Origin of the sequence: Bradyrhizobium sp. ORS 375 (assembly GCF_000239775.1) — a bacterium.
In the GTDB taxonomy this organism is placed as follows: Bacteria; Pseudomonadota; Alphaproteobacteria; order Rhizobiales; family Xanthobacteraceae; genus Bradyrhizobium.
The window spans coordinates 1-25,280 of sequence record NZ_CAFI01000121.1 but is presented as its reverse complement, the minus strand read 5'-3'; the positions used below and the strand labels follow the sequence as shown (position 1 = coordinate 25,280).

Sequence of the window (25,280 nt, the reverse complement as noted above, 5' to 3'; positions counted from 1 at the left end):
GCTGTCGGCAGATGAGCTCGTCCCCTTCGTCCGTGCGTGCCGTCGACATCGCGGTGCGCCTGCGCGGCGTCACCAAGGTCTATGACTCCGGCGTCGCCGCGCTCGGGCCGATTGATCTGTCGATCGCCAAGGGCGAGTTCGTGTCGCTGCTCGGTCCCTCGGGCTGCGGCAAGTCGACGGCGCTGCGGCTGATCGCGGGGCTCGCCGACCCGAGCAGCGGCGCGCTCGACATCGCCGCGGCATCCGCCACGACGCATCCGGGCCATCGCATCGGCTTCGTGTTCCAGGAGCCGACCCTGATGCCCTGGACCAGCGTGCGCGACAATGTCGGCCTGCCGCTGAAGCTCGCGCATGTGCCGGCGGCCGAGGCACAGCCGCGTATCGATGCGGCGCTGGCGCAGGTCGGGCTCGCCGACTTCGGCGACGCGTTTCCACGCGAATTGTCCGGCGGCATGAAGATGCGGGCGTCGCTGGCGCGGGCGCTGGTGACGCGGCCGGACATCCTGCTGATGGACGAGCCGTTCGCCGCGCTCGACGAGATCACGCGCTTTCGACTCAATAACGATCTGCTGGCGCTGTGGCGCAGCCTCAACATGACCGTCCTGTTCGTCACCCATTCGGTGTTCGAATCGGTCTATCTGTCGCAGCGCGTGCTGGTGATGACGGCGCGGCCGGGGCGGCTCAGCGCCGAGATCCGGATCGAGGCCGCGACGCGCGACGATGCATTCCGTGCCTCGCCGGCCTACGCCGATGCTTGCCGCCGCGTCTCGGATGCGCTGGCGCCGGCCTATACCGGAGTGCATGCGCTGTGAGCGAGCTGCGTGAGCGAGGCGCATTCGTCTCCGGGGCGCGGCTGGCGAGCCTCGTCTTTCCGGCCGTGGTCTTCATCGCCGCCATGACGGCGTGGGAGCTGGTGGTGCGCCTCAACGGCATCCAGCCTTACGTGCTGCCGGGACCATTGCTGGTGTTGAAGACGCTGATCAACGACTGGGACATTCTGGCGCAGTCGCTGCTGACGACCCTGATCACGACGCTGGAAGGCTTCATCGCCGCGGCGCTCGGCGGCATCGCGCTGGCGCTGTTGTTCAACCAGTCGCGATGGCTGGAATGGGCGCTGTTTCCCTATGCCGTCGTGCTGCAGGTGACGCCCGTGATCGCGATCGCGCCGCTGCTGCTGATCTATCTGCCGCAGCAGACCGCGGTCGTGACCTGCGCGTGGATCGTCGGCTTCTTTCCGGTGCTGTCGAACACGGCGCTCGGGCTCAATTCGGTCGATCGCAATCTCGCCGGGCTGTTCCAGCTCTACGGCGCCTCGCGCTGGCAGACGTTGCGCTATCTGAAACTGCCCGCCGCCTTGCCTTACATTCTCGGCGGCCTGCGCATCGCCGGCGGCCTGTCGCTGATCGGCGCGGTCGTTGCCGAGATCGCGGCCGGCAGCGCCGGTGCGGGCTCGGGGCTCGCCTATCGCATCGCGGAATCCGGGTACCGTCTCAACATACCCCGCATGTTCGCAGCGCTGGTGCTGCTGTCGGTGGCCGGGATTGTCATCTATGGCTTGCTGGCGCTAGTTTCGCACCTCGTTTTGCGGCGCTGGCATGAGAGCGCGCTTGGAAAGGATAGCTGATGGCGGCCACTTCGTCTGACAAGGTCGATGTTCTGATCTATGGGCCGCTGCGGCCGATCCTGGAGAAGGGGTTCCCGGACAGCTTCAACGTGCACCATGCGACGACGCAGGCCGATCTCGAAGCGCTGCCGGCCGATGTGAAGGGCCGCATCCGCGGCGTCGCGGTGACGTTCCACACCGTCAAGACCGATGCCGCCGTGATGGCGATGCTGCCCAAGCTCGAGATGATCGCGAGCTTCGGCGTCGGCTATGATCACATCGCGGCCGCGCATGCCGGCCAGCACGGCATCATCGTCACCAACACGCCTGATGTGCTCACCGAGGAGGTCGCCGACGTCGCGCTCGGCCTGCTGATCGCGACCTGCCGCGAGTTCATCAAGGCCGACCGCTTCGTACGTTCGGGTGAATGGAGCGCGAAGGCCTATCCGCTCAGCGTCGGCTCGCTGCGCGACCGCACCGTTGGCATGGTCGGCATGGGCCGCATCGGCCAGGCGATCGCGCGCCGGCTCGAAGCCTCGCTGGTGCCGGTGGTCTATCACTCGCGCAATCCGGCCCCGGGCGTCGCCAACAAGCACTATCCGGATCTGCTGCAGATGGCCAGGGACGTCGATACGCTGGTCGTGATCGTGCCCGGCGGCGCCGGCACCAACAAGATCGTGAATGCCGAGGTGCTGAAGGCGCTCGGCCCCCGCGGCGTCGTCGTCAACGTCGCCCGCGGCTCGGTGATCGACGAGGCGGCGCTCGTGGATGCGCTGAAGTCCGGCACCATTCTGGCGGCCGGTCTCGACGTGTTCGAGAAGGAGCCGGCGGTGCCCGACGCGCTGAAGGCGATGGACAATGTCGTGCTGCTGCCACACATCGGCTCGGCTGCCATCGTAACCCGCAACGCGATGGATCAGCTGGTGGTCGACAACCTCAAGGTCTGGTTTGCCGGCAAGCCGCCGCTGACGCCCGTTCCGGAAACGCCGGTGAAAGACCGCTGATGAAACACCTGCTCCCATTGCTGATCGCGTTGTCGTCCGTGGCCGCCGCTCCTGCGAATGCGCAGGATGCGGCGAGCCTGAAGAAGGCGATGATCGGACAATGGGAGCTTGCGACCACCGAGCGCAGCAAGACCTGTGTCATGACATTCAAGCCCGACGCGGCCTCGCGCGGGCTGAAGCTCGAGATGGAGCCGAGCTGCGCCACGGCGCTGCCCTTCACCAAGGATATCGCCGGCTGGAACGTGAAGGGGCTCGGCGACATCGTCAGCCTTCAATCCGCCAATGGCGAGGCGGTGATCGACTTCACCGAGGTCGAGGCCGGCATCTTCGAAGGGCTGCGCCAGGGCGAGGGCGTCTACATCCTGCAGAACCTGGCAGCGGCGCGCTCGCTCGCCAAGTCGATGGATCAGATGATCGGCGACTGGGCCATGGTCCGCGGCAACGGCGCTGTGATCTGCAGCCTGGTGCTGACCAACACGGAGGCTGGCAACGACAACTTTCAGGTGTTCGTGAAGCCGAAATGCGATCCCGCGGTCGCAGCTTTCGCACCGACGCAGTGGCGGCTCGAGCACGGCCAGATGATGCTGATGTCGGCGCGCGGCGAGACCTGGAAGTTCGAGGCCGACGACAATGCGCAATGGCGACTGGTGCCGGATAGCGCCAATCCGCTGATCATGCTTCGGCAATGAGGCGGCGCGCTCGGCCGCGTTAACGAATGCGAAACCCCGGTTAACGCTTCGTTGCGGCTTGGTTCCATGATTGGAACGTGTTGTTTACGGGTTTTGCGTCTGATGGTTGTCCCAACGTCGGGAGCCAGCCATGCAGATGCTGTTGCGCAGGTTCACCCTTTCGCTGCCGTCGTTCAGCCTCAACGACAAGATCAGCGCCGCTGCCGCTGCCTTTGCCGTCCTCGTCATGCTCTCGACCCTCGGCGCGCTGTCGGCCCTGCGCGAGCAGCGGCTGTTCTATGATCGGCTCGAAACCCTGTCGGAGGCCTCCCGCAACATCGAGCGGATCAACGCGCTGATCTATGCCGTGGTGATGGAGTCGCGCGGCATCTACATGTCGGTCGATCGCAACGTCGCCCGACGCTACGCCGATTCCCAGCTCGTCAAGCTGGCGCAGCTGAGCAAGGTCGTCGAAGACTGGCAAGCCCGGGTCAGCGACGAGGATGCGGCGTTGTTCGCTCCGTTCAGGAAGCGGATCGATCAGTTCGTCGAATTTCGCACCGAGATGGCGCGCCGCACGATCTCGGTCGGTTCGGCGGCGGCCCGCGAGCTCGGCGACAATGACCAGAACCGCGCGGTGCGGACCGCGCTCAACGAGGATCTCGAGAGGCTGTCGCGGCTCTATGCCGATCGCACACGCGAGCTTGGTGAGGCGGCCGATCAGCGCGGCATGGCCTCGCTCTATCTGGGCGGACTCGGTCTGCTCATCGTGGCGCTGATCGCCGCCGCCGCGCTGGCGATGCGCTGGGGCGTGCTGATGCCGCTGCTCGACGTCGCCCGCGTCACCGACCGCATCGCCGCCGGCCGTATCAAGCTGAAGATCCCGCATGCCCATCGGCAGGACGAGATCGGGCGCGTCGCGCATGCCGTCGAGACCTATCAGAACAATGCGTTCCGCCTGCAGGAGCTCGAGGAGCACGAGGTCGCGATCGAGCGCCAGTACAGCGACATCCTGCGCGAGCACGAGCGGCTGGAGCAGGGCGCGATCAGCAGCCAGCAGCGGCTCGACGCCGCGGTCGCCAACATGGCGCAGGGGCTGATCATGCTCGACAGCTTCGGCTACGTGCTGATGGTCAACGACCAGTACCGCAAGCTCTACGGCGTTCCCGCCTCGGTCGCGAGACCCGGCGCGCATATGCGCGAGATCCTCGCGCATCGCGCCAAGCTCGGCCTGCTGCGCGAGAAGCCGTCGGACTATCTCGCCGCGCTGCGCGAGCGCATGAAGGAGCGCAGGCCGGAGATCGTCGAGGTCGAGCTTGCCGACGGCCGCATCATCCGCATCTCCGAGCGGCCGATGGATGGCGGCGGCTGGGTGGCCACGCATGAGGACTTCACCACGCAGCGGCGCAATGAGCGGGTGCTGGCGCGGGCCGAATATTTCCTGGCGGCGCTGCTGGAAAACATTCCGCAGGCGGTCGTGGCCAAGGACGCGCAGTCGCTGCGCTACGTATTCGTCAACCGCGCCACCGAGGCGCTGTTTGGCCTGCCGCGCTCCGAGATCATCGGCCGTGCCGCGCGCGAGCTGTTCCCCGAGCCGACCGGCGAGCTGCTCGAAAGCTTCGACCGCGATCATCTCAACGAAACGGCCGACCAGACGCCGAAGGCGCACAGCATCGAGACGCCCGGCAACGGCAAGCGCGATGTCGTGGTCCGCCGTCTGCCGGTGTCCGTCGGAGAGAGCGAGCCGAGATACCTCCTCAGCATCGTCGAGGATCACACCCAGGATCAGCGCGCTGCAGCATGAGCCTGGCCGGGGCGGCGGCGTATCCGGCCGGCCAGCCAGGTGTCGCGGGTTTGTTTCAAGTTAATCGCACTTCGCCTGCACACGCGCTCGCCCGTATTCTCCCTTTACGAATTGCTGCTGCGATGAGCTCCCGAAATGAGGAGCGAGCCATGATGACCGCATGGCGTGATCTGCAGGCGCGGTTCACCACCTTCAGTGTCAAGGACCGCATTTCCGGCGGCGCTGCGGTGTTCGCGGTGCTCATCGCACTGCTGATGTCGGGGGCCCTGTATTCGTTCCACGAGCAGCGCCAGCTGACGAAGCTGCTGGGAAATGCCAACAGCGCCAACCGGCAGATCGAGCGCACCAATGCGCTGATCTACGCCGTCGTGATGGAATCGCGCGGCATCTACATGTCGCCGGAGCGCAACGTTGCACGGCGCTATGCCGAATCGCTGCTGCAGAAATGCGTCGAGCTGGTCAAGGCGGTGGATGACTGGCAGGAGCTGGTGCGCGCCGAGGACGCCGAGCTGTTCGGGCAGTTCAAGCGCCGGATCGATCAGTTCGTCGCGTTCCGCAGGGAGATGGCGCGGCGTACGCTGGCGGTAGGCTCGACGGCGGCCCGCGAGCTCGGCGACAACGACGAGAACCGCGCCGTGCGAACCGCCCTCAACGAGGATCTGGAGCGGCTCGCGCGCGTCTATGAGGTTCGGTCCCGGACCATCGCGGCGATGGCCGATCAGAGCCGATGGGTCTCTTTGACCCTGTTCGCATTCGGCGCCGTGCTCATGGTCTTCACCGGCGTTGCCGCCTATCTCCTGCATCGGACGATCGTCAATCCCCTGCTGGAGATCGCGCGAACCACCGGCCGGATCGCCGGCGGACGGATCAAGCTCGTCATCCCCTATGCCAAGCGAGATGACGAGATCGGCCAGGTGGCGCGGGCGGTCCAGGCCTATCAGGACGCCGCTTCGCGCGTCAGCGAGCTGGAGCTGCAAGGCCAGGAGGTGGAACGCGAGCATGCCGAGTTCACCCGCGAGCGCGAAGAGCTCGAGGAGCGCGCGCTCACCGGCAAGTGGCGCCTGGAAGCCGCCGTGAAGAACATGGCGCAGGGCCTGATCATGCTCGACAAGACCGGGACCGTGCTGGTCGTCAACGAGCAATATCGAAATATCTACGGCGTGCCTGCATCCGTCGCCAAGCCGGGCGCAACGATGCGCGAGATCCTGAGCCACCGCGTCAAGAGTGGTGTGTTCACCGGCGATGTCGAGCAGTATCTCGACGAACTGATGTCGCGGATCAAGGCACGCAGGCCCTCCATCACCGAGGTCCAGCTGGCTGACGATCACGTCATCCGCATCTCCGAGCGGCCGATGGATGGCGGAGGCTGGGTTGCCACGCATGAGGATTTCACCGTGCATCGGCGCAACGAGCGCATGCTGGTGCGCGCCGAATATTTCCTCGCCGTGCTGCTGGAGAACATTCCCCAGGCCGTGCTCGCGATGGATGCGCGCAGCCTGCGCTACGTGTTCGTCAACCGCGCCACCGAGGCGCTGCTGGGCCTGAGACGCGCGGCCATCCTGGGCCGCACTGCGAGCGAATTGTTCCCGGAGCCGACCGGAGCTCAGCTCGAGAGCATCGACCGCGAGATGCTCGCCAATGCGGCCGATCCAGTGCCGCGGGCGCACAGCATCGCGACACCTGGCAATGGCATGCGTGAGGTCGTCATGCGTCGGCTGCCGGTGGTGATCGACGGTGATGAGCCGAAATTCCTGCTCAGCATCATCGAGGACCGGACGCTCGATCAGCGCGCCGCGGCGTGAGCCGAAGCGGGCAATTCCGGGATTCTGCTGCCTTGACTGCGCCTTGATCTGCATCAAGAACGGCCCACCCGGGCGGACTAGCGTGCCCGGAACGGAGGCCTGCTCATGATCCGACGTCTGGGGATTCCCCTTGCCACCCGCTTCAGTGCCGCTGCGCTGCTGGCGCTCGCGACCGTTGCGCCGCTGCATCAGGCGGCCGCGCAGGACGTGCTCGGTGGCGCAATCCTCGGAGGTGCCGGAGGTGCGATCCTCGGCGGCGCGATCGGCGGCGGCCGCGGTGCCGCAATCGGCGCGGTGATCGGGGCGGGCACCGGCGCGGCCATCGCGGCCGATGGCGAGCGTCGCCGGGGCGGCTACTACGCCTATCGCAACGGCTGCTATCTGCAGCGTGGCGACGGATCCTGGGTCCGCGCGCATCCGCGCTACTGCTACTGAGAATCCTTCGACCGTCGTCTTCGATCGGGCCGCGCGGATCCCGCGCGGCTCATCGTTTGACTGCGCGCTCCAGCGCGGCCATCACCCGTTGATCGTCGCAATGCGCGACGTTGAAGCGCATCATCGTGGCGGCTGATTGCGCCGCGCTGAACACGTCGCCCGGCGCCAGCACCACATCGTCAGCGAGCGCCGCCTGCGCGACCGCGATCGCTGTGCATCCGTCCGGCAGCCTGCACCATAGATGGAAGCCGCCGCGCGGCATCAGCCATGGCGTGATGCCGAGGCGCTGCAGCCGTGCGGCGACGCGCGGACGCGCCCGGGCAAGCCGCGCGCGCAGTTCCTCGACGTGCTTGCGGTACGATCCGCCGGTCAGCACCTGCGTCAGCGTCTCCGCGGCGAATTGTCCCGGCCCGCCGAAGCCGGTCGCGATCTGCAGGTCGATCAGCGGTTCGATCCAGTCGGCGCGCGCAGCGATGTAGCCGCACCGGATCGATGCCGACAGCGTCTTGGAGAAGCTGCCGATCAGGATGACGCGCGTGAGCCCGTCGAGCGCGGCCAGCCGCGGAGACGGCTCCGGTTCGAAGTCGCCGTAGATGTCATCCTCGATGATGATCATGTCATGCGCGGCCGCGGCGTTGAGCAGCCGGTGTGCTGTCTGCAACGACAGGGTCGCGCCGGTCGGATTGTGCAGGCCCGAATTGGTGATGTAGAGCCGCGGCCGCTCGGCCGCGAGCATCGCCTCGAACTGCGCGATGTCCGGACCGTTCGGCGTCATCGGCACGCTGACGATCCGCGCCTGATGGGCGCGCAGCAGGGCCAGGAAGTTGAAGTAGCAGGGATCGTCCACCACGACGGTATCGCCGGGTCGCAGCAGCATGCGGCAGATCAGGTCGATCGCCTGCGTGCCCGACGATGTCAGCAGCAGCCGATCGCCCGAGGCCTCGATGCCGATGCCGGCAAGACGGCCCTGCAGCACGCGGCGTAGCGCGGCCGAGCCGCGCGCCGGGCTGTAATGAGTCAAACCGGGGCCGCTGCTGCGGGCCAGCGCGCGGACGGCCCGGCGCAGCCCCTCCTGAGGCATCCAGTCCGCCGGCAGCCAGCCGCAGCCCGGCGTCAGCGTCCCGGCGTCGGCATCGAGCGACTGCCGTGACACCCAGAACGGATCGATCGCGCGCGGCCGGCGTGGCTCGAGCTCGGCGAGCGCGAGCGGCGACTGCGCCGTTTCCGTGACATAAAACCCCGAGCCTCGCCGGGCCCGGATGATGCCCTCGGCCGCGAGCCGATCATACGCCTCGACGACGGTCGCCGGCGCGACGCCCATGGTCGTGGCGAAGGCCCGGATCGAGGGCAGGCGCTGGCCAGGAACGAGCACGCGCGTCTTCAGCCGCTGCCGGATGGCGTCGGCCACCGCCGTGGTTCTCACCCCGGCCGCGCGCGTATCGGACCCCGTCGGGCTCAAGTGTATCACCGATTATGATAGTACAGTTTGTCGAGATTGTATTGATCTGTGACTGCCCTCGCAAGGCGTGAGAGGTTAAAGCAGAGCGCGCGAAGGAGGGCTGAATCGATGAAGGGATCGATCGAGGGGTGGGGCAGCGGCGCCATCGGCATGACGATCTTCAGCGGCTCGCTGCCGGCGACCCGCGCCGCGCTGGACGGCTTTGCGCCGCTGTTCCTGACCGGCGCGCGGGCCTCGCTCGCGGCCGGGCTCGCCGCGCTCTGCCTCGCAGGGCTGCACCAGCCGCTGCCGGGACGGCGCGAGCTTTTCTCGCTTGCCATCGTCGCGCTCGGCGTCGTCGTCGGCTTTCCGCTGCTCACGGCGGTCGCGCTTCAGCACGTCACCTCGGCCCATGCGATCGTCTTCATCGGCCTGCTGCCGCTGTCCACCGCGACGTTCGGCGTGCTGCGCGGCGGGGAGCGGCCGCGGCCGCTGTTCTGGCTGTTCGCCTGTCTCGGCGCCGCGGCCGTCTCCGGCTTTGCGCTGTCGCAGGGCGGAGCCGCGTCGCTCACCGGAGATCTCGCAATGGTCGCCGCGATCATCGTCTGCGGCCTCGGCTATGCGGAGGGCGCGCTGCTGACGCACAGGCTCGGCGGCTGGCAGGTGATCTCGTGGGCGCTGCTGCTGTCGGCGCCCGTCATGCTGCCGCTGACGCTGCTGACATGGCCGGTGGTCGTACAGCCGATCGGCGCGCCGGCCTGGCTCGGCCTGGCCTATGTCTCCGTCTTCAGCATGTTTATAGGCTTCGCCTTCTGGTACCGCGGCCTGTCGCGCGGCGGCACGGCCAGCGTCGGCCAGCTGCAGCTGCTGCAGCCGTTTCTCGGCCTCGCTTTCGCAAGCCTGCTGCTGAACGAGCCGGTGTCCGCCACGATGCTCGGCGCGGCGGCCGTCGTCGTGCTCTGCGTCGCGATGGCGCGCCGCTGGGCGTGAACGTGCCTGCTATTTGCGGTGATAGAGGCCGGTGAAGCTGACGCCGGCACCGCCGCAGTCCGCGTTGTCCTCGACCAGCAGCAACGCGCCGATGCGCTGCAGGCGCACGCGGCATTCGTCCCCGGCGTTCGGCCGCTCGAATGGTGTCGTGCCGTCCTCGACGAAGGCGATCAGCCCGCCTTTCGGCTCGGCGGTGGCGGCGAGCGAGCCGTTGTTCAGATCGCGCCCCGCCGGCACCACCTGGTCGCCTTCGATCCTGAGCCGGCCTCCGCCGGCCGCGCTGATCGTGAGCCCGCCGCCCGGGTGCACCCAGTCGCCGGTCCAGTCGCGCAACGCGGGCTGGGCCATCGGCGTAACGGTCGCGAGCGCCGTTCGCGGCAGCCAGCCGTTGGTCCAGGCCTGAGTCCGTGCGCGAGGCGACTGATAGCTGACACAGGTGAAATCGCCTTGCGTCCGGCCCACCAGCACGAGGTCGCCAGTGACGAGATAGCTCTTCTTCCGGCACGCCTCCGTCAGCGCGGGACAGCCTGCGGCCTTGAAATCGTCGTCGTAAGGACTCTTGACGAAATTGACGCGCTGCGCCCCGCTCACGCTGGCAACCGTGAGCGGCCGCGCATCGTCCCAGCCGATGCCGTTGCAGTTGGCCGGGTCGTAGGCGTCATAGGCGGCGGCGCTTGTCGCCGTCAGAACGCCGAAGAATGCTCCGATAATGGCGGCTCGCATCTTCAATCCTCGCGCGCGTGATCACCAGGGTTGGTGCCGTTGTCGCGAGGGGCGGTTCAAGCCGTCTCATCGGTGCCGTCATCCCGCAGCGATCTTGGAAGCCTCGGCTGCGGCCCGCTGCATGCTGTTCGACATCTCGGTGGTCACGGTGCTCTGCTCCTCGACGGCCGCTGCGGTCGAGGTGACGTATTCGCTGACGTTATGGATGGCCTGCTTGATCTCGCCGAGCGCGAGCACGACTCCGCCGGAGATGCTGTTGAGGCCTTCGATCTCCTTGCCAATCTTGTCGGTGGCGTGCTTGGCCTGGGTCGCCAGGTTCTTGACCTCGGACGCCACCACGGCAAAGCCGCGCCCGGCCTCGCCGGCGCGCGCCGACTCGATCGTGGCGTTGAGGGCGAGCAGGTTGATCTGGCCGGTGATGTTGTCGATGAGATCGAGGATGCCGCTCATCGCCTGGGTGGCGTTGGAGAGATTCTGCGCCTGGGTATCCGCCGCGCCGACGCGGTCGACCGCGCGCATCGCCGTCTCGCGCGACTTGGTCATGGCCTCGGAGATCTCGCGCACCGAGGCGTTGAGCTCCTCGGCGCCGGCCGCAACCGACTCCATCATGCCGCGGACACGCTCATTGCCCATCCGCACCAGGACCTGCCGCGTCACGTCGGTCGCGTATTTGACGACCTTGAACGGCTTGCCGTTGAGATCGAGAATCGGATTATAGGAGGCCTGGATATAGACCTCCCTGCCGCCCTTGCCGATCCGCTTGTATTCGGCGGCTTGGTATTCGCCGCGGTTCAGCTTGGCCCAGAAGTCGCGATAGGCGGTGCTGTCGCGCTCGTCCGGAGGGACGAACATGCTGTGGTGCTTGCCGCGGATTTCCTCGAGCGTGTAGCCCAGCGCCTTGAGGAAATTCTCGTTGGCGGCGATCACCGTGCCATCCATGTTGAATTCGATCACGGCCTGCGATTTGCCGATCGCCGCGATCTGACCCGCGAGATCCGCATTCCTCAGCTTCGTGGCCGTGACGTCGGTGGCGAACTTCACGACGGCGATCGGCTTGCCCTTCTCATCGAAGACGGGGTTGTAGGACGCGAGAATCCAGACCTCCCTGCCGCCCTTGCCAATCCGCTTGTACTCGGCTGCCTGATATTCGCCCCTGTTCAGCTTGGCCCAGAACTCGCGATAGGCGGCGCTGTCGCGCTCCGCGGGCTCGACGAACATGCTGTGATGGCGGCCCTGAATCTCTCGCAGCTCATATCCCAGCGCCTTGAGGAAGTTCTCATTGGCGGAGACGATGGTGCCGTCCATGCCGAACTCGATGACCGCCTGCGAGCGGTCGAGCGCGGCGATCTTGCCGGCATCCTTCAGGCTCGCGATCTTCTTGGCGGTGATGTCGGTCGCGATCTTGACGACGATATGCGGCTTGCCGTTGCGATCGAGCACCGGGTTGTAGGAGGCTTCGATCCAGACCTCGTGGCCGTCCTTGGCGATGCGCTTGAACTCGGCCGCCTGGTATTCACCGCGATTGAGCCTGGCCCAGAACTCGCGATAGGCGGGCGTGTCGCGCTGATCGGCGGCCACGAACATCGAATGGTGCTTGCCCTCGATCTCCTCCAGGCGGTAGCCGAGCGCATCGAGAAAGTTCTTGTTCGCTGTGCGGATCGTGCCGTCCATGTCGAACTCGATCATCGCCGCGGAGCGGCCGATGGCGGCGAGCTTGGCGTCGGCGTCCGTGGCGGTCTTGCGTGCAAACATCTGGAGCTTGGTCCTTCAACTGGGCATGATAGCGCGGGGGACGAGTGGTGCCGAACCGTGCAGTCGCGACCACGTGCGACGGCCCCGTAGAAATCCGGTGTGACACGATAAGCTCGCGTCAGGCTCATTGCTGTCGTTCGTCATCGGCGCGGTATGCGCGCGTCCAACTAATGATAAGACATCATTTTATTAAAATTAAGCCGACGCGCTTGATCCATGTTATTGATCAGCGCTGTTGGCTGTGAGATTCGGCGACTAACAAGCTCCGGCGGCAATGGCGCGCGCAGGGAGCACCGAAAGGTCAGTCGAATGGCGCTCCCGGAGCAGGCCCGCAGGTGCCTCTCGTGCCCTGCCGGAGGACTCTGCGAGGCCATTATCGCTGCGACGGGTGATGCGGCCGATCGCGCGGCCCTTGATCAGCGCTTCGTCACGGTCGCAGCCGGCCAGCAGGTGCCCAAATTCGAGCGCTCGACCGCACGGGCCTTCATCCTGTGCAGCGGATGGGCGTTCAGGTATCGCATTCTTCCCGATGGCCGCCGCTCGATCGTGAGGCTCGTTCTGCCAAGCCAGCTCGTGTCGACGGAAGCCGCGTTCTCGGGCCTGGCCGTGCCGCAGATCGACACGCCGGTGAAAGCGCTCACGGATCTTCAGCTCTGCGGCTACTCAGCCGCCAGCTTGCGCGAAAAATGCCTGGCGACGCCGGCACTGATGGCCTTGGTGCTGGATGTGCTGATCGCGGAGGTGCGCGATGCGTATGATCTGACCGCGGCGCTGGCCCGGCGCTCGGCTCAGGGTCGGATCGCGTTCCTCGTTCTCAGCGTGATGAAGAAGCTGGTGCCGGAAGGCCTGACGCAGAACCGCCGCTATCCGCTTCCGCTACGCCAGCAGCATATCGCCGATGCCGTGGGCCTCACCACGGTCCATGTCAGCCGCGTGCTGTCCCAGTTGCGGGAGAGTGGCGTGATGACCGTGTCCGACGGCACCGTGTCCTTCCACGACGTGCAGGCCTGCGAGCGCGCCGCGGCGCGTGGTTGAATCTGCGCCGGCCGAATGGCCGGGCCGGATCGCCCGATCACATCAACCCGCTGCCCTTCAGGCTGGTATGCCCGTTCCTGCCCACGATGATGTGGTCGTGCACGGTGATGCCGAGCGGCCTGGCGATCTCGACGATAGTCTTGGTCATGCGAATGTCGGCCTGCGACGGTGTCGGATCGCCGGACGGGTGGTTGTGCACCAGGATGATCGCGGTGGCGGACAATTCGAGCGCACGCTTGATCACCTCGCGGGGATACACCGGCGTGTGATCCACCGTGCCGGTCTGCTGCACCTCGTCGGCGATCAACTGGTTGCGCTTGTCGAGAAACAGCAGCCTGAACTGCTCCTTGTCGGCAAACGCCATGCTGGTCCGGCAATAGGTGATGACCTCCTGCCACGACGCGAGCGCATGCTTCTGCCGGACCTCGCCCTTGGCGATGCGGTGCGCCGCCGCCGCGATCAGCTTGAGCTGCGTGATCGAGGCGTCGCCGATGCCGTCGAACTCGCGCAGCCTCGTCTCTGGGGCGTGGATCACCTCGGCAAACGAGCCGAAGGTCTTGATCAGGGCCTTGGCGAGCGGCTTGACGTCGCGCCGCGGCAGCGCCGCGAACAGCGCCATCTCCAACAGCTCGTAATCGGTGAGTGCCTCCGGGCCGGCGCTATGGAAGCGCTCGCGCAAGCGCTGGCGATGGCCGTGATAATGCGGCGTCTCGGGCTTGTCTTCGGAAGGGAGGGCTTTGTCCGGCATCGGTGCCAGCATGCCGCGACCGCGTGGTTTTGCAACCTCGAAGTGTCGGCGCCCGCGCGCTATCCGTCAGGCGGCGCGCCCGGTCAGCACCAGGAAGAGGCCGATCAGCAGCGCGAAGGCCGTCGGATAGAAGGTGAGCGCGAAGCCGAAGGCGCGGCCCGCCGCGCCCCGGGCATAGCCGAGCCAGAACAGCAGGCGCCCGAGGCCGAACAGCGCCACGAGCGTGGTCAGCAGCGGCGCCGGATCGGCCAGGGTGGCCGCCAGGCCGAGATGCACCGCGACCGCCAGCACCACCTGCTCCAGCGTGTTCTGCAGGATGGCGTTGCCGCGCCGGACGGCCTCGCTCGCGACGGTCGTCGCAGCCCCGGCGATGTCCTGCACGGAGAAGAAGCGCAGACGCGCCACGTTGCCGATGGCGGCGAGCAGCCAGACGACCACGAACAGATCGAGCCGGAGCGCCAGCGCCAGCCGCTCTGCTGCGGGCTGCGCCGGGCTGCCGCTGTGCGCCAGCGCGAGGCCGATGGCGACGATGCCGGTCAGCGCGGCTGCGGCCATGCCGGCCGCGACTTGGCGCTGCTCACGACGAAATGCTGCGTCATCCGCCATGGTGATCGATGTCCTCCTGCTGCCCCGTCCCGGACTACATCGGTCTCAACCGTGCCGCCATCGTGCCGATCCCGGAAGGCGATTGAGGAAGGTCGCGACGGCGGCGAGGACCGGCTTCTGGTCGCCGGCGAAGATCCAGTGATCGGCGCCGTCGAGCTCGACGAATGTCGACCCCGGGATATGGCTGGCGAGATGACGTCCGGCGCCGATCAGCACGGCGCGGTCCTTGCGACGGTGCAGCACCAGCGTCGGTGCCGAGACTTGTCCGAGCAGATGCCGCACATCCGTATCCCTGAGCGACTCGATCAGGCCCTTGATCGCGCCGGGACTCGATGCCGCCCGCAGCAGGCCGGCCCACCAGGCGCGGGCCTGCGGATCGCCGGCGAGACTGGGCGCGAAGGTCTCGATGCCGGCGGGGCCGCCCCATTCCGCGACGAGCTGCTGCAGCCATAGGCCGTATTGGCTGGCCTGCAGTGCGAACGGATAGTCCGGGGTCGCGCTGCCCTTTGCCAGCGAGGCGAACAGGATCAGCCCCGCGACGCGCGCGGGATGAGCGGCCGCGAAGGCGATGCAGGCAGGTCCGCCCTCGGATGCCCCGAGCAGCACGGTGCGCCGGCTGCCGACGGCGTCGAGCACGGTCGCGATGTCCTGCGCGGTGGCCTGCAGGTCGGGGCTGAAGCCGACCCGGTCGGACAGTCCGACGCCGCGGCGATCGAACAGGATCAGGCGTCCCATGGTTGCGAGCGCGGACAGCAGCGCCCGGCAGCGCGGCTCCTCCCAGACGCGCTCGACATGGGAGACGAAGCCGGGCAGCAGCAGAATGTCGACGGGGCCGCTGCCATAGGTCTGATAGGCGAGATGGATGCCGTCCTTGCCGACATAGCGGGTCGGCGGCGTGGCCCCCTCCAGCATCGCTGCGCCCTGCTTGAGCAGGGCCAGCGTGTCCGCCTCCGGCGTCACACCGAGCTCGTCGTGCAGACATTGCGTCAGCGCCGCGAGGTGACGCTCGGCGCCGGCGCGATCGCCCGACAGCATCAGGCTGCGGATCAAAGCGCGGCCATAGACCTCGCTCAGCGGATCGAGCGCGACGAGCCGCCTTGCATGGCTGACGGCGGTGGCGTGGTCGCCGGCCGCGCCCGCATCCTGCACCACCCGCTCCAGCGCCTGGACCACGCGTCCGCGCAGCGCCTCGCGGCGAAAGAACGCCCATTCGTCGAATGCCGGGCAGTCGCCGGGGGTGAAGCCGTCGAGAAAATCACCGGTGTAGAGGCCGCACGCACGCGCGAATTCGCCGCGATCGCAGGCCGCCTCGAAGGCTTGAGAATCGACCTCCAACTCGACCGTCGCCGCCCAGCGGATGGTCGCACGGTCGACGGTCAGGCAGCCGTCCCCGAGCACGAGCTGGATCCGATGCAGCAGGCGGCGGAGCCGCGCGCGCGCCACCTCCTCGGGGCTGTCAGGCCAGAACATCGTGGCGACGACGTCGCGCCCGACCGCGACCTTGGCCTCGGCGAGATGCACCAGCAGCGCCAAGCCCTTGCGCAGCGACAGCGAGCAAATCTGGTCGTCCCGACGGATCTCCGGAAAGCCGAAGGTGCGGATGCTGAACCGGGGCATCGTGACGAGACCTGCTATGACGGCGTCGGGGGACGCTCGGGGGACGGTCGCCTGATAGCGCTCAGGCTCGATCGCGGCGCGGGCTCGGGATCGACCGATCCCGCCGCGCCCATGGCGCGGCTGCACAACCGGAGAGCATCCATGTTCGCACGTCTCCTCATCATGTTCTATGCCATTGCGAGCTATACAATTTTTCTTGTCTCCTTTGCTTGGGCGCTCGCCTTCGTCGGCAATTATGGCCAGCTCGGCGCCAAGACGATCGACAGCGGCGCCGCGGGAAGCGTCGCCGAGGCCGTCGTCGTCGACGTGCTGCTGCTCACGCTGTTCGCGCTTCAGCACAGCGTGATGGCCCGGCCCGCGTTCAAACGGTGGTGGACGAGCATCATCCCGTCCGCAGCCGAGCGCAGCACCTATGTGCTGCTGTCCAGCCTCGTTCTGCTGCTGCTGTTCTGGCAGTGGCGGCCGATCCCCATGCCGGTCTGGCATATCGAGGGTCTGGCGGCGCACCTGCTGATCGGCATCCATTGGCTCGGCTGGCTGATCGCGCTGAGCTCGACCTACATGATCGACCACTTCGATCTGTTTGGATTGCGCCAGGGCTTCTCCGCCCTGCGCGGCACGCAAACGCCGGGTCAGCCGTTCAAGACGCCGCTGCTGTATCGCCTGGTCCGCCATCCGCTGATGCTCGGTTTCCTGATCGCCTTCTGGGCGACGCCGGAGATGAGCGTCGGCCATCTGTTGTTCGCGGCGCTCAGCACGGGATACATCCTCGCCGGTGTGCAGCTCGAGGAGCGCGACCTGATCGCCGCGTTCGGCGAGACCTATACGCGCTATCGCCAGCAGGTTCCGATGCTGCTGCCGCGGCTGATCGTCGGCCGGAGGAGTGCGGAGGCGGAGACCGAGGCGCAGCGGAGCAGCTAGCTGCCGGTGCAGCCATCGCTCCTCGCGCAGGCTCGCGGCTTGTCGCTGCGCAGCCTGCGCGCTGTCGCGCCCACGCAGACGTGAACTGGCGCAGTGGACCTTCAGGACCTATGTCCGGCTTGAATGCTGCGATGCAAAATCGGGGCTTCACGGCGTCAAGGCCGTGCTGCACTGATTGACGGTCCCGCCTGGAGACGTTCCCGTTGACCACCATCACGTCCGATTCCGGCGACTCGCTGTCGGCCTGGATCACTCTGCTGCTCGCCTTCTCTTGCGGGCTGATCGTCGCCAACATCTATTATGCACAGCCGCTGATCGGGCCGATCAGCGCCGATCTCGGCCTCAAGCCGCAGCTCGCCGGCCTGCTGGTCACGATGAGCCAGATCGGCTACGGCGCCGGCCTCTTGCTGGTCGTGCCGCTCGGCGACCTCATCGAGAACCGCAAGCTCGTCATCGCCACCATCGTCGTCGGCGCCGTGGCGCTCGTTTGCGCCGCGCTGGCAACGCAGCCTTCGACCTTTCTGCTCTCCGCGCTGCTGATCGGGTTCGGCTCCGTCGCGGTGCAGATCCTGATCCCCTATGCGGGTCACATGGCGCCGCAGGCGATCCGCGGCCGCACCGTCGGCAACGTCACCACCGGGTTGATGCTCGGCATCATGCTGGCGCGGCCGCTGGCGAGCTTCGTCGCCGCGCATGCCTCCTGGCACGTGATCTACGCGGCCTCGGCGGTCGCCATGCTGACGCTGGCCGTCGTGCTGCGCGTGGCGCTGCCGCCGCGCGAGCCGCAGGCGCGGCTGAGCTATGGCCAGCTGCTCGGCTCGATGGTTCAGCTCTATCGCGACACGCCGGTGCTGCGTCGCCGCGCGCTGTACCAGGCGGCTTTATTCGGCTGCTTCAGCGTGTTCTGGACGACCTCGCCGCTGCTGCTGGCCGGGCCCGACTTCCGCATGTCCCAGACCGGCATCGCGCTGTTTGCGCTCGTCGGCGTCGCTGGCGCCATCATGGCTCCCGTGGCCGGCCGGATCGCCGACCGCGGCTGGACGCGGCCGGCGACGATTGTCTCGATGCTGCTGTGCGCGGGCGGATTCGCGCTGACGCTGTTCGCACCGCTCGGAACCACATGGTCGCTGAGCTTGCTGGTGGTCGCGGCGATTGCGATCGATTGCGGCGCCCAGCTCAGCCTGATCCTCGGCTATCGCGTGCTGTTCGTGCTCGGCGCGAGCCAGCGCAGCCGGCTCAATGGGCTCTACATGACGACCTTCTTCGTGGCCGGCGCGGCCGGCTCCGGCGTTGGCGCGTGGGCCTATGCGCATGGCGGCTGGACGCTTGCGGCCGCGCTCGGCACCGCGCTGCCGCTCGCCGCCTTGGCCTATCAGTGCACCGAGCGCAACTGATCAGAACGGTTTGCGCTTCAGCCCGGGCACCAATGCGGCCAGCCGGTCCTTGATCCACGGCGCCGGCGGCAGCTTTCCGGTGGGCATTTCGACCGGCTTGGCCGCTTGCCGGCTCACCGCCAGCGTGAGGGTCGCGAGATAGCGGTCACGCTCCTCCTTCACGGCACAATAGGCGCGATGGTCGGGATCGGCGTCGGTGGCAACGCGGTCGTTGGCGTTGATGACCAGCCGTTGCTTCGGCCGTCCCGTGTAGTCCGGCACGTTGGTGTAGATGAACTCGTTGAGTGCCTCGGGGAAGAAGGTCTGCCCGGTCAGCACCGTGGCCTCGTCGACGAACACCCTGAAGTGGATGTGGGTGGCACGGCCGGCATACCAGCCGGGATAGATGGTGTTGAAGCCGGCCCATCCCGTCGCGTCGGCCATCTGCGTGCCGCGCAAGTAAGTCTTGCCGCTCTGGTCGAGCTTGTGGGTGTCGCTCTGGCCCGGATAGCCCGAATAGAGACCGCGTGCGTCGCAATGCCAGATGTCGACCCGCGCGCCCGCAATCGGCGTGCAGGCGCCGGCCTCGATCACGCGCAGGCGTAACGCCAGCGGCACGCCGGGCCGGTCCTCGGCGATATCGGCGCGCACCAGCTTCGGGTCGAGATAATAGGGACCTGACTCGGATTGCGGAGTGAGGATGCAGGCATCGTCAGCGCCGGCTGCTGGCGTTCCCTGCTCCGGCGCACCCCGCGCCGAAGGTGCGAGGAGCGCGGCGCTCGTGGAGACGAGTCCAAGAAAGCCGCGGCGGGTTGCGTTCGCCAAGAGCGCCTCCGTGCATGGTGATGCTGCAGTCAAATCACTGTTGCATGGCAACAATCGGACCGGCTCTGCTCTCCCACATAGCGGCCGCGAGACCTGGAATGGGCGTGACCAAACGCGTCATTGCGGCTCGGCGATCCATGTGCAATCGTCGGTTGTTTTCAGCACGCGTTCATTCTCGGGAGGTCATGATGCGATTGGCATGCGCAATTCTCGTTGCGTTGATGGTCATCGACGGCAGCACGGCGCTGGTTGCTGCGCAGGGCGGCACCATTCCACTCACCAAGATCGACGTGTCGGGCACATTCGAGAAGAAGTCCGACAAGACGGCCGAGGATCTCAGCGGCATCGCCTGCCTGGCGCCGCAACAGGACAAGCGCAGTTGTCTGCTGATCAATGACGAGAACCGGAAGGCCCAGCGGGCCATGCTCGAAGGCGATCGGATCACGGCGGGCGCCATGGTGACACTGATCGGCAAGGAGCCGAGCACGAAAACGCTCGGCGCCGCGCCGGAGGTCACTTGCAAGACGCCAGACGATTTCGATGATCTCGACGGCGAAGGCGTGGCCTATGCGGACCCCTATTACTACGTGATCGGCTCGCATGGCTGCTCGCGCAAGAAGGGCAAGTTCCGGCTGTCATCCTTCATTCTCGCGCGCGTGAGCGCCGATCCGGCGGCTTCAGGAGACGTGGAGACGACCTATCGCGTGTCCGATCTGTTGCGGCAGGCGGCGCCGGTCGGCGACTTCTTCGGCAGGGATCTCGAATCCGCGAATGGGCTGAACATCGAGGGCATCGCCGCGCAAGGCGACCAACTGTGGCTTGGCCTGCGCGCGCCGGTCATCGGCGACAGCGCCTATCTCGTGCCGGCCACCGTCTCCGACCTGTTTGCGGCGGGACACGAGCACAGTGTTGCCAAGCCGAAGCCGGTTGCCGTCAAGCTCGACAAGCGCGGCATCCGGGATCTGGCGGCGCTGCCGGATGGCCGCCTGCTGGTGCTCGCGGGTGCGCCGCATGGCCCGGAGGTCCCGTTCAAGCTGTTCGTCGTCGATCCCGCGAGCGGGGCATCGGAGGAACTGGGCACGCTCGCGGCCGTCGAGCAGACCATCGAGGGGAAGCCGGCCGTCGGAAAGGCTGAAGGATTGGCCGTGCTCGAAGCGAATCCCGACCGTGTAAGCTTCATCGTGCTGTTCGATTCGCTGCCAAACGGCGCGCCGCATCGCGGCGCGGTCGATCTGCCGAAGCCCAAGCGCAACTGAGCGAGGCGCCGGCACCGGCGCGTTGACGTGTCCCGCCCGGCGGGCTCACACCTGCGTCAGCGGCTTCTCGCCGTGACGCTCGGAGAGCGTGAAGATCTCGACGCCGTCATTGGTGACGCCGACCGAATGCTCGAACTGCGCCGACAGCGAGCGGTCGCGCGTCACGGCGGTCCAGCCGTCGGACAGGATCTTCACATGCGGCTTGCCGAGATTGATCATCGGCTCGATGGTGAAGAACATGCCGGGCTTGAGCAGCACGCCCTCGCCGGGGCGGCCGACATGGATGATGTTCGGCTCGTCATGGAACAGCCGGCCCAGGCCATGGCCGCAGAAATCGCGCACCACGCTCATGCCCTGCGGCTCGACGAAGCTCTGGATGGCATGGCCGATGTCGCCGGTGGTGGCGCCGGGCTTCACCGCGGCGATGCCGCGCATCATCGATTCATAGGTCACCTCGATCAGCCGCTCCGCCTTGCGGGAGATCGGGCCGATCGCATACATGCGGCTGGAATCGCCGTACCATCCGTCGACGATGAAGGTGACGTCGACATTGATGATATCGCCTTCCTTCAGCGGCCGGTCGTTCGGCATGCCGTGGCAGACCACGTGATTGATCGACGTGCAGGTCGAGTAGCGATAGCCGCGATACATCAAGGTCGCCGGATAGGCGCCATGACTGAAGGCGAAGTCGCGCACGACATCATCGATGCGTGAGGTCGGCACGCCCGGCTTGACGATGTCGGTCAGCGCATCGAGGCACTTCGACACCAGCGCGCCGGCCTTGCGCATGCCGGCAAAGCCGCTCGGGCCATGCAGCTTGATCTGGCCGTTCTTGCGCGCAGCAGTGTCGGTCGCTTCGATATAGCTCATGGGCCTGTTTCGTTCTCGTGGGGTGATCGCCTAATTTAATGATCGCGCCGTCGGGCGCAAGCCGCCTGTGAGGACGCTCACATCATGGCCTCCACGCGTCAGTTCCGGTCACAAATTGTCGAACGTTTTGATGTTGTGTTGCGACACACCCTGTAGGTGCATTTGCAAGTCCATGTTCCGTTGGTGAGGAGACCGCGCAGATGTACATACAAGGCAGCATCATACCGGATTTTGGCCGGAAGCTGCGACGAACCGCCCAGCAGTCCCGACCACGTTCTTGTCATGATTGGGGGGCAGATTTCGCCCAAAGGTTGTTCAGTTCCCAGCATCATTTCATCTGCAATCCACCCCGTCTCTGCCAGGGCACGTCTTGATCACGTCCCCGCAGGACCGCTGCAGTCATTTTGCAATTGGGAGTTTTCCATGTCGCGACGCGCCGTCGAGTTCGGCATTCTACCGGTTCCCGCCCTCGCGACCGAGATGGCCGACGCGGTCGCCGGCAGGACCCGCATTCTCATCGTCAGCGAAACGCGCTTCTTCCGGGAAGCCCTCGGTGCGCGGCTCGGACAGAACGATCGGCTCGAGGTGATCGACACCGTCGATCATCGGGGCGCACTCAGTCTGGTCACGTCGAGCCGTCCGGATCTGGTGCTGCTCGACGTCGGCGAATGGCACGGTCTCGATCGCGCCACCACCTTGCTGCGTGCGCAGCCGGATCTCGAGATCCTCGCCATCGGCGTGCCGGAGATCGTGGCGCCGGCCTTGTCGGCGATCGGCCGCGGCATCGCCGGCTGTGTGCCACGCGACGGGTCGATCGACGATGTCATTGGTCAGGTCGACCGGTTGACCGCGGGCTGCCGCAGCGAGCCGATCCCCAGCGATCAGATCTCGATCGTGGCCGAGCCGGACGAGCAGCCCGAGCCGCTTCAGTCCCTGCCTGCAGCCAAGCCGCGGTTCGGCGAGCTCACGCCGCGCGAATGCGAGATCCTGCAGATGATCGAGGTCGGATTGTCCAACAAGGAGATCGCGCGCAATCTCCGGATCGAGGTCGGCACGGTCAAGAACCACGTGCACAACATCCTCGAAAAGCTCAACGTGCGCCGTCGCAACCAGGCCGCTCATCGGCTGCGGGCGCATCACCTTCGCTGAGCGGTTCGTCGGCTGGCCGCGCGATCGACGGCTCGCGCCGCATATCGCTCGTCATAGGCAACATCAATCGAATCGGTATCCGCCGGCGCTGCCGCCGGCGGATCGTGTTGCAGCCAGGTGACGCAGATTGTCAGACCAGTCCGGCGCTGCGCATCTGCAGGAAGCTTTGCAGCAGCGCCGGATGAATCATCTGGGCCGGCTGCAGATAGGCGTTGGCGAACGGCGAGCCCTGGTACGGCACGCCGAAGCTCAGATTGGCGCCGAGCTGAGGCGCGGTCGATGCGGTCGCCATGTTGCCGCTCTGGGCGGCGGCGCCGAGGCCGGCGACGCGCTGCAGGTCCGGCACGCCGACGCCCTCGCGGGTGGGATCGCCGAGATAGCGCACGCCGGCGCTGGCGAGCAGCTGATACAGCTGCGTCACGCGCTGCTCGTTGCGCGCCTTCGCCGCGTCACGGAACACCGGATGATGCGCGAGCAGCAGTGCCCCCATGCCGGTGATGTGCGGCGTCGCCATCGAGGTGCCGTCCCAGGCCGCGTAGCCGCCGCCGGGCACGGTCGATACGATCGCCACGCCTGGCCCGGCGACCGCGATCTGCGGTCCGAAGCAGGTGAAGCGCGGCGAGAACATCGCGCCCGCCACCATGTTCGGCACGACCGTGCGGGCGTGATAGCTGTCATCGGGAAACTCGCCGAGCTTGCCGATCGCCGACACGGTGAGAACCGACGGCTGATTGCCGGGAAATTGCACCGGCCCGCTGGCATTGCCGGCCGCGACGATGCACGCCACGCCGGCCTGCCGTGCCTCGATCAGCTTGTGCGCGACCAGCTCCGACTGCTCGCTGCTGCCGAGGCTCATGTTGACGATGTCGATTCCGCGCGCGATCGCCTGGTCGAGCGCGTCGATCAGGTCGCTGAAGCGGCCGCCCGGGAACACCTTCAGCGCGTGCACCTCGGCTGCTGGCGCAAAGCCGCGGACGGCTTTCAACTGGCCTGATGTCGCCGCCGTGATGATGCCGGCGCAATGCGTGCCGTGCGACATCGTATCCCGGGTCCAGCTCGCGGCATCCTTGTTGTTGGTGAAGTCCATGCCACGCGTGACGTGCGTCAGCTGCGGATGGCTGCTGTCGCAGCCGGAGTCGATGATCGCGACCTTCACGCCCTGGCCGGTGAGCGACGCATCGATCTGGTCGAGCTTCATCAGCTGCTGGCCCCAGCCGACATAGGGCGACTGCGGGAAACCCTGGAAGGTCGCGGCGAACGGCTGCAGCTGCAGCACGTTGACGCCGTCGGACAGCGCCGGGCGCTCGAACATGCGATCCCAGTAGTTCGCCGACGGCTTGACGTAGATCGCCTGAATCGTCTCCAGCGGTCCACCGAACACCGTCACCGTGACCTCGCCTCTGTCGTCGGTCACGCCCTGGCCAGGGAAGCCGAGCCCGTAGACATAGACCGTCGCCTTCGGCAGCGGCTGTCCGGTCGTGCCGACGACGCGCAGCCGCACGTCGATCCCGATGCCGGGCTGCATCGTCATCGCATTGTTGAACGCCATCGACAGATCATCGGCGTGACGCAGCAGCGCATCGTGCTCGACGATCACGTTCGGCGGCGCGCTGGCCCGCAGCGCCGCTCCGCGGGCCGGATCCATCTCGGCCACCACGATCTCCGGCATGCCGCCGCCACCGCCGCCGGCGGACAACGCGCCGAAGCCGCTCGGCTTGACCTGCTTGATGATCTGCACGTCCGGCATGTTGTTCAGCGTCGTCGCGATTGCGTCGACCGCCATCGGCTGCACGCCGGGCAGCGGGCGCGCCGCGACCAGGAAGCGCGATCGCCGCGCCTTGACCGTGGGCTCCACCGTTGGCGACGCCGCCTCGGCCTTGTTCGGCGCGGCATTGCCGCGGCCGTTATTGCCTTTTCCGGAAGAATTATCGCTCGCATTGTTGTCAGCCATAGCGTCTCTCTCCTTGGATCTCTGTCGCTTGTTGGATCGGCGCATGGCGTTGACCGGTCAGAACGGACTGAGCTTTGCATTCCGCTCGATGATCAGCGCTGTGCCGAAGCGTGACTTGAGTTGCTCGGCGTCTCGCGACGTCAGATTGACGACCAGGTGCGGCTGGTCGGGACGGCCGCCTCGCGCAACGATCGAGGCGCCGGCGATCTCCTTCAACGCGTCCTCGAACGCGGTGAGGTGGGATGTGTCTGAGGTGCTGCGTCCTGCGACGATGAATTCGTCGCTGGATCCGTTCGGGATGGAGTTGTCGGTCATGATGGTTGTCCTCACGGTCTTCGGTGTTTCCCCCGGCCGACTATCGAGCCGCCCGGGGGACACTGCAACCGGACACTTGCAACGTCTGAGTGCAGCCTCACGCCGCCTGACACGGGGTCAGTGATAGGTAACGCCCTGGTAGGGATAGACCGGGGCCATCGGCACGTTGCCCCAATTATTCTGGGACCAGGCGTTCTGCGCCATCTGCTGGCTGGCGTCGAACGGCAGGATCGAGCCGAGCACGCCGCCTGCGGTGCTGCCGATGGTGTGGCCGAGATTGCGGTTGCCGAGCGCCTTGCCGATGAAGCCGCCGCCGAGACCGCCCAGCGTGCTGCCGAGGAAGCCGCCGAGCAGGCCCTGCGGGGCGAGCTCAGGGGCTGCGTCGAACGGCAGCA

23 protein-coding genes and 1 pseudogene are annotated in these 25,280 nt (G+C 66.8%); 13 read left to right on the top strand and 11 right to left on the bottom strand.

Annotated elements, in window-relative coordinates; translation table 11 throughout:
• The first annotated feature begins 11 nt into the window (after positions 1 to 11).
• The 7 genes from BRAO375_RS10785 to BRAO375_RS10755 all read left to right on the top strand — a co-directional run bounded on the left by BRAO375_RS10785 (position 12) and on the right by BRAO375_RS10755 (position 7,316).
• Positions 12 to 812: an ABC transporter ATP-binding protein gene (locus BRAO375_RS10785; RefSeq protein WP_035639908.1), complete on the top strand. Its 801-nt coding sequence runs from the start codon at positions 12 to 14 to the stop codon at positions 810 to 812.
• The gene (locus tag BRAO375_RS10780) at positions 809 to 1,624 is read left to right on the top strand and encodes an ABC transporter permease (RefSeq protein WP_009027499.1); all 816 of its coding nucleotides are present in this window, start codon (positions 809 to 811) and stop codon (positions 1,622 to 1,624) included. Before BRAO375_RS10785 ends, BRAO375_RS10780 begins: the two co-directional genes overlap by 4 nt.
• Positions 1,624 to 2,607, top strand: coding sequence for a 2-hydroxyacid dehydrogenase (locus BRAO375_RS10775; protein ID WP_009027498.1), 984 nt, complete (start codon positions 1,624 to 1,626; stop codon positions 2,605 to 2,607). The genes BRAO375_RS10780 and BRAO375_RS10775 overlap by 1 nt, the downstream gene beginning before the upstream one ends.
• Positions 2,608 to 2,696: 89 nt before the next feature.
• Positions 2,697 to 3,296: an AprI/Inh family metalloprotease inhibitor gene (locus BRAO375_RS10770; RefSeq protein WP_009027497.1), complete on the top strand. Its 600-nt coding sequence runs from the start codon at positions 2,697 to 2,699 to the stop codon at positions 3,294 to 3,296.
• Positions 3,297 to 3,432: 136 nt separating this feature from the next.
• Positions 3,433 to 5,079 carry a PAS-domain containing protein gene (locus BRAO375_RS10765; RefSeq protein ID WP_009027496.1) on the top strand — a complete coding sequence of 549 codons (1,647 nt, stop codon included), beginning with the start codon at positions 3,433 to 3,435 and terminating at the stop codon, positions 5,077 to 5,079.
• A gap of 149 nt (positions 5,080 to 5,228) precedes the next feature.
• Positions 5,229 to 6,881 (top strand): PAS-domain containing protein, encoded by a 1,653-nt coding sequence (locus BRAO375_RS10760; RefSeq protein WP_009027495.1) that lies wholly within the window; start codon positions 5,229 to 5,231, stop codon positions 6,879 to 6,881.
• Between the two features lie 105 nt (positions 6,882 to 6,986).
• Entirely contained in the window at positions 6,987 to 7,316 is a 330-nt protein-coding gene (locus tag BRAO375_RS10755; protein WP_009027494.1) for a YMGG-like glycine zipper-containing protein, read from the top strand.
• Positions 7,317 to 7,365: 49 nt separating this feature from the next.
• Here the strand turns inward: BRAO375_RS10755 and BRAO375_RS10750 are convergent, their stop codons facing one another.
• Positions 7,366 to 8,775 carry an aminotransferase-like domain-containing protein gene (locus BRAO375_RS10750; protein WP_009027493.1) on the bottom strand — a complete coding sequence of 470 codons (1,410 nt, stop codon included), beginning with the start codon at positions 8,773 to 8,775 and terminating at the stop codon, positions 7,366 to 7,368.
• Positions 8,776 to 8,883: 108 nt separating this feature from the next.
• Here BRAO375_RS10750 and BRAO375_RS10745 point away from each other — a divergent pair, with 108 nt between their 5' ends.
• Positions 8,884 to 9,744: a DMT family transporter gene (locus tag BRAO375_RS10745; protein ID WP_009027492.1), complete on the top strand. Its 861-nt coding sequence runs from the start codon at positions 8,884 to 8,886 to the stop codon at positions 9,742 to 9,744.
• Between the two features lie 9 nt (positions 9,745 to 9,753).
• On the opposite strand, the gene BRAO375_RS10740 is transcribed toward BRAO375_RS10745, so the two are convergent.
• Together BRAO375_RS10740 and BRAO375_RS10735 are read right to left on the bottom strand one after the other, a co-directional pair.
• Positions 9,754 to 10,467 carry a hypothetical protein gene (locus tag BRAO375_RS10740; protein WP_009027491.1) on the bottom strand — a complete coding sequence of 238 codons (714 nt, stop codon included), beginning with the start codon at positions 10,465 to 10,467 and terminating at the stop codon, positions 9,754 to 9,756.
• A 78-nt stretch (positions 10,468 to 10,545) separates the two neighbouring features.
• Positions 10,546 to 12,219 carry a methyl-accepting chemotaxis protein gene (locus BRAO375_RS10735; protein ID WP_009027490.1) on the bottom strand — a complete coding sequence of 558 codons (1,674 nt, stop codon included), beginning with the start codon at positions 12,217 to 12,219 and terminating at the stop codon, positions 10,546 to 10,548.
• A gap of 309 nt (positions 12,220 to 12,528) precedes the next feature.
• On the opposite strand from BRAO375_RS10735, the gene BRAO375_RS10730 reads away from it, so the two are divergent.
• Positions 12,529 to 13,254 carry a Crp/Fnr family transcriptional regulator gene (locus BRAO375_RS10730; protein WP_009027489.1) on the top strand — a complete coding sequence of 242 codons (726 nt, stop codon included), beginning with the start codon at positions 12,529 to 12,531 and terminating at the stop codon, positions 13,252 to 13,254.
• 37 nt (positions 13,255 to 13,291) lie between these two features.
• Here BRAO375_RS10730 and radC read toward each other — a convergent pair whose 3' ends face one another.
• The 3 genes from radC to BRAO375_RS10715 all read right to left on the bottom strand — a co-directional run bounded on the left by radC (position 13,292) and on the right by BRAO375_RS10715 (position 16,225).
• Complete coding sequence (gene radC / locus BRAO375_RS10725; protein WP_009027488.1) at positions 13,292 to 14,002, bottom strand: RadC family protein; 711 nt, start codon at positions 14,000 to 14,002, stop codon at positions 13,292 to 13,294.
• A 66-nt stretch (positions 14,003 to 14,068) separates the two neighbouring features.
• Positions 14,069 to 14,608, bottom strand: a complete 540-nt coding sequence (locus BRAO375_RS10720) for an MAPEG family protein (RefSeq protein WP_009027487.1) — start codon at positions 14,606 to 14,608, stop codon at positions 14,069 to 14,071.
• 45 nt (positions 14,609 to 14,653) lie between these two features.
• Entirely contained in the window at positions 14,654 to 16,225 is a 1,572-nt protein-coding gene (locus BRAO375_RS10715) for a bifunctional AfsR/SARP family transcriptional regulator/alpha/beta hydrolase (RefSeq protein WP_009027486.1), read from the bottom strand.
• Positions 16,226 to 16,366: 141 nt separating this feature from the next.
• Between BRAO375_RS10715 and mddA the strand changes: the two genes are divergently transcribed.
• Together mddA and BRAO375_RS10705 are read left to right on the top strand one after the other, a co-directional pair.
• Positions 16,367 to 17,146, top strand: coding sequence for a methanethiol S-methyltransferase (mddA, locus tag BRAO375_RS10710; RefSeq protein ID WP_009027485.1), 780 nt, complete (start codon positions 16,367 to 16,369; stop codon positions 17,144 to 17,146).
• 203 nt (positions 17,147 to 17,349) lie between these two features.
• Positions 17,350 to 18,540 carry an MFS transporter gene (locus tag BRAO375_RS10705; RefSeq protein ID WP_009027484.1) on the top strand — a complete coding sequence of 397 codons (1,191 nt, stop codon included), beginning with the start codon at positions 17,350 to 17,352 and terminating at the stop codon, positions 18,538 to 18,540.
• On the opposite strand, the gene BRAO375_RS10700 is transcribed toward BRAO375_RS10705, so the two are convergent.
• On the bottom strand, positions 18,541 to 19,344 hold the full coding sequence (locus BRAO375_RS10700; protein WP_009027483.1) for an intradiol ring-cleavage dioxygenase: 804 nt from the start codon (positions 19,342 to 19,344) through the stop codon (positions 18,541 to 18,543). It lies immediately after the preceding gene.
• Between the two features lie 188 nt (positions 19,345 to 19,532).
• Here BRAO375_RS10700 and BRAO375_RS10695 point away from each other — a divergent pair, with 188 nt between their 5' ends.
• Complete coding sequence (locus BRAO375_RS10695) at positions 19,533 to 20,600, top strand: DUF3616 domain-containing protein (RefSeq protein ID WP_009027482.1); 1,068 nt, start codon at positions 19,533 to 19,535, stop codon at positions 20,598 to 20,600.
• 45 nt (positions 20,601 to 20,645) lie between these two features.
• Here BRAO375_RS10695 and map read toward each other — a convergent pair whose 3' ends face one another.
• Positions 20,646 to 21,470, bottom strand: a complete 825-nt coding sequence (gene map / locus BRAO375_RS10690) for a type I methionyl aminopeptidase (protein ID WP_009027481.1) — start codon at positions 21,468 to 21,470, stop codon at positions 20,646 to 20,648.
• Between the two features lie 423 nt (positions 21,471 to 21,893).
• On the opposite strand from map, the gene BRAO375_RS10685 reads away from it, so the two are divergent.
• Positions 21,894 to 22,619, top strand: coding sequence for a LuxR C-terminal-related transcriptional regulator (locus BRAO375_RS10685; RefSeq protein WP_009027480.1), 726 nt, complete (start codon positions 21,894 to 21,896; stop codon positions 22,617 to 22,619).
• Between the two features lie 130 nt (positions 22,620 to 22,749).
• On the opposite strand, the gene BRAO375_RS10680 is transcribed toward BRAO375_RS10685, so the two are convergent.
• From BRAO375_RS10680 to BRAO375_RS10670, 3 genes and pseudogenes are all read right to left on the bottom strand, one after another.
• Entirely contained in the window at positions 22,750 to 24,570 is a 1,821-nt protein-coding gene (locus tag BRAO375_RS10680; protein ID WP_009027479.1) for a S8 family serine peptidase, read from the bottom strand.
• Positions 24,571 to 24,627: 57 nt separating this feature from the next.
• Positions 24,628 to 24,885, bottom strand: coding sequence for a hypothetical protein (locus tag BRAO375_RS10675; protein ID WP_009027478.1), 258 nt, complete (start codon positions 24,883 to 24,885; stop codon positions 24,628 to 24,630).
• 117 nt (positions 24,886 to 25,002) lie between these two features.
• A pseudogene (locus BRAO375_RS10670) lies at positions 25,003 to 25,280 on the bottom strand (hypothetical protein); the annotation flags it as partial.